The organism is Sphingomonas arantia (assembly GCF_042682045.1).
Lineage (GTDB): Bacteria > Pseudomonadota > Alphaproteobacteria > Sphingomonadales > Sphingomonadaceae > Sphingomonas_R > Sphingomonas_R arantia.
Genome location: NZ_JBHUGS010000002.1, coordinates 812993 through 825337 on the forward strand (window position 1 = coordinate 812993; position 12345 = coordinate 825337).

The 12345-nt window shown below is 69.0% G+C and carries 13 protein-coding genes and 1 tRNA gene; 3 read left to right on the plus strand and 11 right to left on the minus strand.

Annotation, left to right across the window (positions count from 1 at the left end; all coding sequences use genetic code 11):
* Positions 1-22: 22 nt before the first annotated feature.
* The 5 genes from ACFSGX_RS09435 to ACFSGX_RS09455 all read right to left on the minus strand — a co-directional run bounded on the left by ACFSGX_RS09435 (position 23) and on the right by ACFSGX_RS09455 (position 2623).
* On the minus strand, positions 23-289 hold the full coding sequence (locus ACFSGX_RS09435; RefSeq protein ID WP_380929372.1) for a hypothetical protein: 267 nt from the start codon (positions 287-289) through the stop codon (positions 23-25).
* Between the two features lie 65 nt (positions 290-354).
* Positions 355-430, minus strand: a tRNA-Val gene (locus ACFSGX_RS09440).
* A gap of 81 nt (positions 431-511) precedes the next feature.
* Complete coding sequence (locus ACFSGX_RS09445) at positions 512-1399, minus strand: MarR family transcriptional regulator (RefSeq protein WP_380929374.1); 888 nt, start codon at positions 1397-1399, stop codon at positions 512-514.
* Between the two features lie 15 nt (positions 1400-1414).
* Positions 1415-2356 carry a hypothetical protein gene (locus ACFSGX_RS09450; RefSeq protein ID WP_380929375.1) on the minus strand — a complete coding sequence of 314 codons (942 nt, stop codon included), beginning with the start codon at positions 2354-2356 and terminating at the stop codon, positions 1415-1417.
* Between the two features lie 129 nt (positions 2357-2485).
* Positions 2486-2623, minus strand: a complete 138-nt coding sequence (locus ACFSGX_RS09455; RefSeq protein WP_157175703.1) for an aa3-type cytochrome c oxidase subunit IV — start codon at positions 2621-2623, stop codon at positions 2486-2488.
* 139 nt (positions 2624-2762) lie between these two features.
* Here ACFSGX_RS09455 and ACFSGX_RS09460 point away from each other — a divergent pair, with 139 nt between their 5' ends.
* On the plus strand, positions 2763-4190 hold the full coding sequence (locus ACFSGX_RS09460) for a sigma-54-dependent transcriptional regulator (RefSeq protein ID WP_380929377.1): 1428 nt from the start codon (positions 2763-2765) through the stop codon (positions 4188-4190).
* 48 nt (positions 4191-4238) lie between these two features.
* The gene (locus tag ACFSGX_RS09465; protein ID WP_380929379.1) at positions 4239-5654 is read left to right on the plus strand and encodes a glycosyltransferase; all 1416 of its coding nucleotides are present in this window, start codon (positions 4239-4241) and stop codon (positions 5652-5654) included.
* Here ACFSGX_RS09465 and folP read toward each other — a convergent pair.
* Both folP and ACFSGX_RS09475 read right to left on the minus strand, forming a co-directional pair.
* Positions 5651-6751 carry a dihydropteroate synthase gene (folP, locus tag ACFSGX_RS09470; protein ID WP_380929381.1) on the minus strand — a complete coding sequence of 367 codons (1101 nt, stop codon included), beginning with the start codon at positions 6749-6751 and terminating at the stop codon, positions 5651-5653. The two genes, ACFSGX_RS09465 and folP, sit on opposite strands and share 4 nt — an antisense overlap.
* 61 nt (positions 6752-6812) lie before the next feature.
* Positions 6813-7958: a site-specific DNA-methyltransferase gene (locus tag ACFSGX_RS09475; RefSeq protein WP_380929383.1), complete on the minus strand. Its 1146-nt coding sequence runs from the start codon at positions 7956-7958 to the stop codon at positions 6813-6815.
* 259 nt (positions 7959-8217) lie between these two features.
* Here ACFSGX_RS09475 and ACFSGX_RS09480 point away from each other — a divergent pair, with 259 nt between their 5' ends.
* Positions 8218-8532, plus strand: a complete 315-nt coding sequence (locus tag ACFSGX_RS09480; protein WP_380929384.1) for a hypothetical protein — start codon at positions 8218-8220, stop codon at positions 8530-8532.
* A 448-nt stretch (positions 8533-8980) separates the two neighbouring features.
* Here ACFSGX_RS09480 and ACFSGX_RS09485 read toward each other — a convergent pair whose 3' ends face one another.
* The 4 genes from ACFSGX_RS09485 to glmM all read right to left on the minus strand — a co-directional run bounded on the left by ACFSGX_RS09485 (position 8981) and on the right by glmM (position 12302).
* Complete coding sequence (locus tag ACFSGX_RS09485) at positions 8981-9592, minus strand: ribonuclease HII (protein WP_380929385.1); 612 nt, start codon at positions 9590-9592, stop codon at positions 8981-8983.
* Between the two features lie 328 nt (positions 9593-9920).
* Complete coding sequence (locus ACFSGX_RS09490) at positions 9921-10094, minus strand: hypothetical protein (RefSeq protein WP_380929386.1); 174 nt, start codon at positions 10092-10094, stop codon at positions 9921-9923.
* A 43-nt stretch (positions 10095-10137) separates the two neighbouring features.
* Positions 10138-10965, minus strand: a complete 828-nt coding sequence (thiD, locus tag ACFSGX_RS09495) for a bifunctional hydroxymethylpyrimidine kinase/phosphomethylpyrimidine kinase (protein WP_380929387.1) — start codon at positions 10963-10965, stop codon at positions 10138-10140.
* Complete coding sequence (gene glmM, locus ACFSGX_RS09500; protein ID WP_380929389.1) at positions 10962-12302, minus strand: phosphoglucosamine mutase; 1341 nt, start codon at positions 12300-12302, stop codon at positions 10962-10964. Before glmM ends, thiD begins: the two co-directional genes overlap by 4 nt.
* Positions 12303-12345: the final 43 nt, after the last annotated feature.

Sequence of the window (12345 nt, forward strand, 5' to 3'; positions counted from 1 at the left end):
GGTCCGACCGCACCCCGCCCGATCAGTCCAGCTCGGCTACCAGCACGCGCTTCACCCGCACGCCGATGACGGTCAGCCGCCACGCATTCTCGGATTTGCCGCGCCGCTGGATCAGTCCCTTGGCATCGCGGATCGCCGTCATCCGCTTGGCGGTGCGGTGGTCGTCGGCCTCCTGCCAGTCGTCCGACAACGCCATCACGACGCGGCGCTGCGCCACGCCGATCTCGGCGGCGATCTCCATCGCCTCGTAATCGGTGTCGTCGTCCGGCGTGTCGTGCCCGTCGGTCATCCCGGATCGTCCCCTGCGGCCCCGGGGCGGCGCGATGGGCCGGCCGGGTCGGTCGCTGTTACGGCTGGTGGGCGGTGACGGGTTCGAACCGCCGACATCCTGCGTGTAAAGCAGGCGCTCTACCGGCTGAGCTAACCGCCCGCCGCATGGCCGTCGTTGCCAGTCTTGCCGCACGATCGCAAGCCCCCAGGCGCATGGCCCGCCCGATGACCCCCCGCCCGATCAACCCTCGACCGTCTGCGCCGCGCGGACATAGCCGTCCATCGCGTGCGCGGTGTCGTCGGACAGCGTGATGTACACCCGCCGCCCGTCCTCCACGTCCGGCGTGCGGACCATCAGCCCGCGCTGCGTCAGTGCGCGGATCCAGCGCAGCGCCGTCGTCGCGGGCACCGCGGCCGCGATGCACAGGCTCGACACTGCGACCGGGTTCCCCTCCAGCCGCGCCGCCGCCAGGTCGAGCAGCATGTCCCACGCCGGATCGGAGAACAGCCCCTCGCCCAGAAACTGGTCGCGCAACCGCCGCCGCCGCAGGATCCGCCGGAACGCCTCCGCCCCGATCGCCGGCGCGTCCGCCGCCTGCACCATGGCGGGCAACGCGTCCGCCCCGCCCAGCCGCGGCTCGACCGACGCCACCAGCCGGTCCGCGATCCGGCTCAGTTCCGCGCTGATCATGCGCAACTGATCTTCACGATCCGGCCCGTCCTCGCGCAGCAGGCCACCGCCCGTCGCCATCGCAATCTCGATCGCCGCCAGCCGGTCGCTCGCCCGCCCGGCGCAGACCAGCCCGACCGGCGCATCGCCGAGTGCGGCATCGGTGACGTCGATCAGTTCGGGGCGGATCGCCACCACCGCCGCCTGCCCGCCCAGTGCCAGCCGCGCGACCCGCGCCAGCAACACATCATAGGCCGCACCCGGATCGTCATCGACCTCGACGAACAGCAGGTCTGCCGCCAGCGTGCGGTCCGGCGCATCGACCGCCTCCGCGACCGTCATCGCCCGCGACACGGCCAGTCCCACGTTCCGCGCCATCGCGGTCGCGCGCGCCTCGGCGGCCGCACCGTCGGACACGAGCACCATCGTCCGCCGCATCGTCGACGCACCATATTCCATAATCAAATCCGAATCTTACGCCGGCCGACCGATCGGCTGCACCCCCGCCATCGCAGTTTCGGCCTGGATCGCAAGCACCAGTTCCGCGCTCATTCGGCCCTGCAACGCGAGCAGCACGCCATTGCCCAGCCCGGACAGCACCACGCCGAGCAGGAACAGCGGCCTGCCCGCCCCGCTATGGGCGGCGGCCAGCTCCGCCCACGCGCGCTGCACGGCCACCGGATCCTGACCGGCCGCCATCACCGCGGTCATGTCGCCCATCTGCACCGTCAGTCCCGGCACCAGCGCGACGAGCCCCATCAGGAACAGCAGGATGTAGGCGAGGAACAGGAACCAGAACCGCCCCCTGCCCAACCGCCACGCCTCACGAACCGCAAACCGCCCGCGCTGCGCCGCCAAAGGCACGGCGAGCGACAACCGCACGCCGCAATATAGCGCCGCGAACGGCACGATCAGCGCCAGCAGACCGGCAACGATCGCCACCAATATGCCGACGCCCCCCAACGCTGCCCCGGCGGCCGCCGCGACCGCGATCAGCACGATCATCGCCACGACCATCAGCAGGTAGATGCCGAGCCCGAGCAGCAGCATTGTCGCCAGCACGCGCAGTTCGGTGCCGCCGAACCGCAACCGCACCGGCTCACCCGGCGTGAACGCCGATCGCATCGCCGCGACCATGACGGCGGTGCACACCAGCGAAGCCAGCAACGCCACGACACTGGCCCCGACGATGAACCGCGGCGAAATGGACGCCGCGTCGGCGGACAGCGCCACCATTTCGCGCATCATCATCGGCTGGATCAGCAGGCCGGACGCCAGCCCGATAACCCCCAGCACCGCGGCCGCCACCAGCACCGCGCGCCATTCGCGCCACAATCCCGCCAGCGTCCGTTCGATGACCGTGCCGACATCGGCACGCTCCGGCATTGGCGCGCCCCCCGCCACGCCGTCCGTCATGCGCGCGTCCCGCTCAGCGTCCGTCTATCCATCCGCCCCATATCGTCGCTGCCTTCGAAGACGTGCGTGCCCGGTCGCCCGGCATCCGCCCGTCGTTTCGCCCCCCGTGCAACTTATGCTGCGTCGCCGTCAGCTGGCGATTACGAACACCACGATGGCCACGATCACGATGGTCGCGATCGTCCCCCACTTCGCCATGTTCAGGAACCCCAGATAGGTCGACACATGCGCCTTCTGGTCCATGCCGTTGCTTTCGTTCGCCGCCATCGTCCGTTCCCTCGCCCGTCGTCGTTGCCGCGTGATAGCGGTGCGCGCTACACACGCCAAGCCCGCGCTTAATCCGCCCTTTACCGAAAGCAGGGTAGGCAACGGCACGAGAGACCCTGGGACAAGGACGATGTCGGCAATGGCCGAGCCAAGCCGTACGCTTCTGCTGATCGACGACGAACCGGCACAGGGCCGGCTGGTCGCCGCGATCGTCGCTCGCGCGGGCTGGCGCACCGTCCGTGCGCGCGATGCGGAGGAGGCGATCGCGCTGCTCGGCGGCCCCGGCACGCCCGCGGTCGATGCCGCGCTGATCGATCGCTGGGCACCGGACGGCCCGGCCGCAAACGACATCGGCGACGGCGTCGCCCGGCTGCGCGCGCATCATCCCACGCTGCCGATCGTCATGATCGCGGCCAGCGCGACGGTCGCCGACGCGGTCGAGGCGATGCGCACCGGTGCCACCGATTTCCTGGTCAAACCGCTCGCGCCCGACCGCCTGCTTGCCGCACTCGATGCCGCAACGGACGGCCGGCGCGGCACCGGCGAACTGCGCCCGCTCACCGAAAAACTGCCGCAGGCGCTCGCCTTCGACGAAATCGTCGGCTCGGCCTCCGCCTTCCGCTCCGCGCTCGCCATCGCGGCAAAGGCGGCCCGCGCCCGCGTCGCGATCCTGATCGAAGGCGAATCCGGCGTCGGCAAGGAAGTGGTAGCGCAGGCGATCCACGCCGCCTCGCCTCGTGCCCGCCGTCTGCTCGTCACCGTCAACTGCGCCGGCATCGCGGAGAACCTGATCGAAAGCGAGCTGTTCGGCCACGAACGCGGCGCGTTTACCGGTGCGTTCGATCGCCGCATCGGCCGCTTCGAACAGGCCGATGGCGGTACCCTGTTTCTGAACGAGGTCGCCGAACTGTCCGCCGATGCGCAGGTTCGCCTGCTCCGCGTCCTGCAATCGGGCGAGATCACGCCGATCGGCGCACGCGGCCACCGCGTCGTCGACGTCCGCGTCGTCGCCGCCAGCAGCCGCCCCCTGGCTGAGGAGATCGCCGCCGGCCGGTTCCGCGAGGACCTTTATTACCGGCTCGCCGTCGTGCAGGTCGCGGTGCCGCCGCTCCGCACCCGGATCGCGGACGTCCCCGCGCTCGCCCGCCACCTCCTCGCCCGGATCGGCGATCAGCCGGGGCTGCGCGGGCTCGGCATCACCGACTCCGCGCTGGCCCTCCTCATGCGCTACGACTGGCCCGGCAATGTCCGCCAGTTACAGGCCGCGCTCTTCCGCGCCGCCATCCTGTGCGACGGCGATGCGCTGACGGCCGAGGATTTCCCGCAGATCGCCGCCGCCACCAGCGGGGACCGCACCGCGCCGTCCGGCCTGCCAGGCGGCGGCGGCGTCACGCTGTACGAACCCAACGGCCACATCCGCCCGCTCGACGCGATCGAGGCGGACGTCATCCGGCTGGCGATCGGCCATTATCGCGGCCGCATGACGGAGGTCGCCCGCCGGCTCGGTATCGGCCGCTCGACGCTTTACCGAAAGCTCGGCGAAATGGGCATCGACAGCGCCGCCTGACCGGCCAACCTTCACCAAATCTTCCATCCGCTCGGGCAGGACACCCGCATGATCCAGATCGCCCGAATCACGTCACTGCCGCTGCGCCTGATGCTCGCGCTGTTCGCGGCCTATGCGCTCTACACCATCCCCTCGCTCCTCCCGCGCTGGGGCGCGTCCGCCGCGGGCATCCCGCTCCTCATCGGCTGGCTCGCGCTCGCCGCCATCGCCGTGCCGCTGGCGCAGGGCCGCTGGCACGGCCGGCGCACCTGGCTCGCGTTGTTGACCGTCGTCGTCGCGCTGCGCGTGGCCGCGCTTATCCTCCTCTGGAACCGCGTGCCGTCGGCCGATCCCATCATCTACGTCCAGATCGCGTCGGACATCATCGCCGGGAACGGCCTGTTCTTCGTCGATCCACGCAGCAACGTCGTGTTCCTGGCGCTCTACCCGCCCGCCTATCCGCTGCTCCTGGCCGGGCTCGGCAGCGTGTTCGGGCTGGGCCAGGTCATTCTGTCGCTCAGCAATCTCGTCTTCGACCTCCTTGCCGCGCTGCTGATCGTCCGGATCGGCGACCGCGCCGGATCGCGCCCCGGCGGGATCGCCGCGGCGTGGCTCTGGCTCATCTGGCCCACCTTCGTCCTCGCCACCCCGTTCGCGCAGAAGGAGCCGCTGGTCGCCGTCCTGATCCTCGCGATGATCCTGCGCCTGCTCCGCCTCCGCGACCATCCCGTCCCCGCCTTTCGCGACGGCCTTGTCTTCGGCGTGCTGGCCGGCCTGCTCGCGCTCAGCCAACCCGGCCTCGCGACGCTCCCCGCGACGTTCGGACTTTTCCTGATCCCCGTCGTCGGGTTCCGCCCGCTGCTGATCCTCGCGCTGCGCAGCGTGCCGGTCCTGCTGCTCGTCATGGCGCCCTGGTGGATCCGCAACGGGCTGGTGCTCGGCCACTTCGTCCCGCTCACCACCACCGGGGGCCTCGGCCTGTGGATCGGTAACAATCCCAACACCAGCGGCAACTGGATGCCGCTCCCCCCCGCCATCGCCGCGCTCCCCGAACTGGAACAGTCCGCCCGCGCCGCCGCGGTGGCCAAGGCGTGGATCGCCGCCCATCCGGTCGACATGCTGATCCTCAACGCGACGAAGCTCGTCCGCTCCTTCGCCATCGAACATTTCACGTTGATCCGGCTGACCGCGGTCTCACCCGATTTTCCGGACGGCATTACCGCATTCTTTCTGCCGCTGTTCCAGGGCGCGCTGTTCACGGTGCTTGCCGCCACCGCCGCGCTTACCGGTCATGCCCGCCGCATCGCGCACGGCGACTGGCTCGTCCTGCTCTTCGCCGCCGCGATGGCGCAAATCCTGATCTTCGACGTCTGGTTCGAATTCGCGGAACGGCACCGTTATTTCACGATGCCGTTCCTCTTCCTCCTGATCGGCGCCGGCCTTGCCGCCACCCGCACCGAACCGCAGGTCGCGCCCGCCCGCTAGCCGCGCGGGGTCAGCGCCTCGTCCCGCAACCCGCGCCAGATCTTCAACGCCTGCACCGTATCCGCCACGTCGTGAACGCGCAGGATCTGCACGCCCTGCGTCGCGCCCGTCATCGCCACCGCCACCGACCCGCCCAGCCGTCGATCGACCGGCGCCTCGTTCGACAGCGCGCCGATAAACCGCTTCCGGCTCGCCCCCAGCAGCACCGGACACCCGAGCCCGTGGAACAGCGACAGACCGTTCAGCAGCGCCAGATTATGCGCCACCGTCTTGCCGAACCCGATGCCAGGATCGACGATGATCCGCGACCGCGCGATCCCCGCCGCCTCGGCCGCCGCGATCCGGGCCGCCAGCCAGTCATACACTTCGATCAGCACATCGTCGTAACGCGGCCGATGCTGCATCGTCTGTGGATCACCCGCATGATGCATCAGCACCACCGGGCACCCCGCCGCCGCCACGACCGCCGCGGACCGCGCATCCCACAACAGCGCCGACACGTCGTTGACGATCCCCGCGCCCGCCGCCAGCGCCGCCTCCATCACCGCCGCCTTGCGCGTGTCGATCGCCACCGCGACCCCCGCCCGCGTCATCCGCTCGATCACCGGTCGCACCCGCGCGATCTCGTCACCCTCCCAGACGACTTTCGCCCCCGGCCGCGTCGATTCGCCACCGACATCGATCAGCGCCGCGCCCTGCGCCGCCATCGCCACGCCCGCATCGGCCGCCCCCGCCGCATCGCCGTCATGCTGGCCGCCATCCGAAAAACTGTCCGGCGTCACGTTCAGGATCGCCATCACCTGCGGCTGATCGAGCCGAACCGTCCGCTCGCCCAGCACTATCGCCGGCCGCGGGGCCACCAACCGCGCCAGCACCGCCTCGCCCTCCGCCCGCAAGCGGTCGGGCAACGCGGCCAGCGCCGCATCCAGCCGATCGACCGGCACCAGTACCTGCGAAAAGCGCCGCCCGGCCTCGACGCGGACCAGCTCAACCGCGGAGAACCACAGCAGCCCGCCGGCCAGCCGCAGCACCTGCCCGTCATGCCCGAACGGCGCATCCACGAACCCGGTCGGACGCAGGTAAAGGCCGGTCGTCATGGTATTTTCCTTCGGGTGAATGCAGGCGTCCTAACCGACGATCGCGACCCCGTCCCAAACCCTACAACCCGGCCGCCATCAGATGCCGCTGCCGATACTCGTCGATCTGCACCAGCCCGTCCGGCCCGTCGACATGCCAGAACGTCCAGCCATTGCACGACGGCGCGCCCTGCAACGTCGCGCCAACCTTGTGGATCGATCCGCGCGCGCCGTCCGTCACCAGCGTCCCGTCGCCGCGCACTTCCGCCCGCCAACGCCGCTTCAGGTCGGTCAGGATTGTCCCCGGCGGAATCGCGCCGGTCTCGATCATCACGCCGAACGCCACCCGCGGCGCGCTCCGCTTCGACGGCACCGTCTGCATCGCGCTCTCGTCCAGCGCCAGCGTCGACGCGATCCGCGCCCGCGCCACGCGGACATATTTCTCCTCGCGCTCGATCCCGATCCAGCGCCGCCGCAACCGCCGCGCCACCGCACCCGTCGTCCCCGTCCCGAAAAACGGGTCCAGCACGATATCGCCCGGCTGCGTACAGGCCAGCATCACGCGGTACAGCAGCGCCTCCGGCTTCTGCGTCGGATGCGCCTTGTGCCCGTCATCGTCCTTCAGCCGCTCGCCACCCGAACAGATCGGCAGCACCCAGTCCGACCGCATCTGGATATCGTCGTTCAGCGCCTTCATGCTGGCATAGTTGAACGTGTAGCGCGCCTTCTCCGACTTCGAACACCAGATCATCGTTTCGTGCGCGTTGGTGAACCGCGTGCCCTTGAAATTGGGCATCGGGTTGGCCTTCCGCCACACGATATCGTTCAGGATCCAGAACCCGTGATCCTGCAACGCCGCGCCGACGCGGAAGATATTGTGATAGCTGCCGATCACCCACAACGTGCCGTCGTCCTTCAGCACGCGCCGCGCCTCGGCCAGCCAGGCGCGCGTAAACTTGTCATACGCCTCGAACGACGCGAACTTGTCCCACTCGTCGTCGCACGCATCGACGCGCCCGCCCTCCGGCCGCAACAACTCGCCACCCAGCTGCAGATTGTACGGCGGATCGGCGAAGATCATGTCGACCGACCGGTCGGGCATCCCCTGCATCGCGCTGATGCAGTCGCCCAGCAAGATCGTATCGAGCGACAGCATCGTCAGTTTCGGCCGCGCGACGGTGCGCAGGACGGGCACGTCGTCCATGTCGATCTTGTTCAACGCACCCATCGTCCGTCCCCGTCTTCGTTCGAAAACACCCTGATTCCTGCCGAGTCGCGGGTCAAGGGAGGGTCCGAATCGAACGCCGCGCGACGGGCCACGCCGCGCCGGAACGAACCGAGTCCAGCTACCGCATGTTGAGTCCGTGGACTCCTGCGGACTCAACATGCGGGGGTGTTGCCGGCAGGACTCGCCCGACCTTTTATTTCTGGTGATGCCGGACAAGCCAGGGCAAAGTCGCGTCATCGCTGCCGCATTCGGGAAAAGCATGACGGGACATCTTCGCTACGTGCTGCTCTCCTCACTCGGCGCGCTGCTGCTCGGCGCGCTGCTGGGGCTGTCGACCGTCAACGGCCTGCGCGAACGCACACTCCCCACCGCGCCGATCTACCCGCGCTCCAGCTACGTCCAGGATCCCGTCCTCGCCGCCGAAACCCCCGACTGCGCCGGCTGCACCACCTATGACGAAGGCTATCGCTGGGCCAGCGCCCACGCCGTCGACACTGCCGACGCCTGCTTCGCCGACGACTGGGCCTACCAACGCGGCTGCATGGCCTACATCGACGGCCGCAGGCCGAATTGAGCGGCTTTCAACAAAACTGAGCGGATAACCCGCAGGCCCCCCCCCGCTTATCCTGAGTAGGGACTGAGCGCAGTCGAAGGGCCGTATCGAAGGACGCGTACCGTGCTCCGATACGCGCCCTAGATACGCCCCTGCGGAGCTACTCGGCCGCTACTCAGCATGAACGGAGTCATTTAATACAGCCCCCAAAAATAACCGCCCATCCCGAGCGAAGCCGAGAAGCCAACATCATCACTGGCACAGCGCCCGGGGTTAGCAGTAACAGAGACCCGGCTTCTCGGCTCCATCCCGCCCTCAACCCCGTTCGGTTCGAGCTTGTCGAGAACAACCCTCAGTTCGACCGTTCAAAGCCCCCCATCCCGTTTGGTTCGAGCCTGTCGAGAACCCTGCGCAGAGTTCTCGACAGGCTCGAACCGAACGGATGTTGGGCACAAATAACCCACCAAACTCACAACAAAACCAACTGCCGAACCGGCGCAAAACTCCGTCGATGGATCGGACTGGGCCCCAGCGCCCCCAAGGCCGCCAGATGCGCCGCCGTCCCGTACCCCTTGTTCGAAGCCCACCCATAACCCGGGTGCGCCGCGTCATACTCCAGCATCATCCGATCACGCTCATGCTTGGCCACGATCGAGGCCGCCGCGATCGACAAACAGGACGCATCGCCCTTCACCACCGCCACGGCGGTATGCCGCCACTTCGGCAGGGCGTTCCCGTCGACCAGCACCATCATCGGCTCATGCCCCGCCGCGTCGATCATCGCATCCACCGCGCGCGCCATCGCCAGCATCGTCGCCTGATAGATATTGATCGTATCGATCTCCTCCACCGACGCGATCCCGACGCCGACCAGTCCCCGCACGCGGATCTCTCCGCACAAATCCTCCCGCCGCCGCGCGCACAATTTCTTACTGTCGTTGATCCCCTTCGGCGTCCGCCGCCGATCCAGCATCACCGCCGCCGCCACCACCGGTCCGGCCAGCGGCCCACGCCCCGCCTCATCCACGCCTGCCACGGGCGCCGGATGCGTCCGCTCGATCCTGAAACTCGCAGAAACCATCGTGGCGGACTAGACCCTGCGCCGAGTCCGTTCAATGCCGGGACTACGCCCTTCACGTCCGAGGCAGAGCGAAACCCACCGTCTATCCCGAGCGAAGTCGAGGGGCCCCCGAGCGTAGCCGAGCCGCCGACCTCGCCGCGACGAACGAGCAGGGGACGGCGGATGAGCAACTTGAACAGACGCGCGCAGCCAATCCCCCACCCCCAACCGTCATCCCGGCGAAAGCCGGGATCTCCCTTGGGCCAGGGGTAAGCGCTTCACCGAAGAGAGATCCCGGCCTCCGCCGGGATGACGTCGCCAGAAAAGGCGTACGAGCTCGCCAAAACCCTCACCCAGCCCGCATCGACTCCACGATATCCACCAGCGTCCCCGCCGAGATCGGCAGCACGAACAGCAGCACCACGATGAACGCGATGACGACCGTCATCACCCGCTCCTGCGCCTTGCGGGGCGCGGGTTCGGGGGTCGGCTGCGGGTTCCAACCACTCCCGTCGAACGGCATCGCCAAATTCCTCACACCACCCGCGGCCACCCGCGAGTTCCCGTCAAACGGACGGTATCGCCGGATCGTTGCCGCTGTCCAGCTTGGACGTTTCGCCCACCCCGGTCCTTAGACCATGCCCCATAGGCCCATGCCCGGCCCCCAACCCGGGCGCCGCCAGCAACGCATCGCGCACCACCCGCCGCGCCACCGTCACCGCCCGCTCCAGGCCAAGCCCCTGCCCCAACCCCGTCGCGATCGCACTCGCCAGCGTACAACCCGTCCCATGCGTGTGGCGCGTCTCGATCCGCGGATCGCTCCACGAAACGACGCCCTCCGCGCTGAACAGCCGATCGACCAGCTCGACGCCTACGGCATGCCCGCCCTTCACCAGCACCGCGCCTCCATGCAGCGCCACCAGCCGCGCCGCACCCTCCGCCGGATCGTCGGTGCCGGACAGCGCCGCCAGCTCCGGCAGGTTCGGAGTCGTCACCGTGGCCAGCGCCATCAGCCGCCCGAACGCCGCGATCGTCTCGTCATGCGCCAGCACCGCGCCGCTCGTCGCCACCATCACCGGGTCGAACACGATCGGCACGCCGCTCAGCCCCGCCAGCCGGTCCGCTACCGCATCGGCCACCGCAGCCGACCCGATCATCCCGATCTTCACCGCATCGACGCCGATGTCGCTCACCACCGCGTCGATCTGCGCCAGCACCATCGCGGCGGGCACCGGCATCACGTCCGTCACGCCCAGCGTATTCTGCGCGGTGATCGCGGTGATCGCCGTCATGGCATGACCGCCCAGCGCCATCACCGTCTTGATATCCGCCTGGATCCCGGCCCCGCCGCCGCTGTCCGAGCCGGCAATCACCAGGATACGCGCGATACTCACGCCGCCGCGCGCCGCACCGCCTGGCACACCTCGTCGACGACCTCGGCGACCAGCGTCTCGTCCTCGCCCTCCGCCATTACGCGGATCAACGGCTCGGTCCCCGACTTGCGGATCAGCAGCCGGCCCGTGCCCACAAGCCGTTCCTCCGCCGCCGCGATCGTCTTCTGCACGCCCGCATCGTCCAGCGGCTGCCCGCCCGCGAACCGCACATTCTTCAGCAGCTGCGGCAACGGCTCGAACTGGCGCAGCAACGTGCTCGCCGGCTTGCCCTCGCTCACCAGCGCGGCCAGCACCTGCAACGCCGCGACCAGCCCGTCGCCGGTCGTCGCATAGTCGGTCATGATGATGTGACCCGACTGCTCGCCGCCGACGTTGAAGCCGCCGGCGCGCATCGCCTCGACCACATAGCGGTCGCCGACATTGGTCCGGTGCAGCGTCAGCCCCTGCGCCTCCAGATGCCGCTCCAGCCCGAGGTTGGACATCACGGTCGCCACCACGCCGCCCCCGCGCAACAACCCGCGCCGGTGCCATGACACGCCGATCAGCGCCATCAGCTGGTCGCCGTCGACGATCGTCCCGCGGTCGTCCACCACGATCAGCCGGTCCGCGTCACCATCCAGCGCGATGCCGATATCGGCGCGCGTCTCCAGCACCTTGGCACGCAGCGCTGCCGGGTCGGTCGATCCGGTCCGCTCGTTGATGTTCGTCCCGTTGGGCGTCACGCCCAGCGCGATCACGTCCGCGCCCAGTTCCCACAGCGCGGACGGCGCAACTTGATAAGCCGCCCCGTTCGCGCAATCGACCACGACGCGCAGCCCGTCGAGCCGCAGATTGTCCGGAAAGGTCAGCTTGGCGGCATGGATGTACCGCCCGCGGGCATCCTCCACACGCCGCGCCCGCCCGATCTGCTCGGCCGGCGCCAGCGTCGGCGTCCCGTCGAGCAGCGCCTCGATCGCCAGCTCATCCGCATCGCTCAGCTTGTACCCGTCCGGCCCGAACAGCTTGATCCCGTTGTCCGCGAACGGATTATGGCTCGCCGAAATCATCACCCCCAGGTCCGCCCGCATCGACCGGGTCAACAACGCCACCGCCGGCGTCGGCATCGGCCCGACCATCACCACGTCCATGCCCACCGAGGTGAACCCGGCGACCAGCGCGGACTCGACCATATAGCCCGACAGCCGCGTATCCTTGCCGATCACCACCCGATGCCGATGCGCGCCGCGCAGGAAATGCGCACCCGCCGCCTGGCCGACCTTCATCGCGATCTCCGCCGTCATCGGCGCCTGGTTCGTCCGCCCGCGAATGCCGTCCGTGCCGAAATATTTGCGTGCCATGAAACGGTCCTGTGGTGGTGTGTTGTCGTCCGTCTAGCACGGC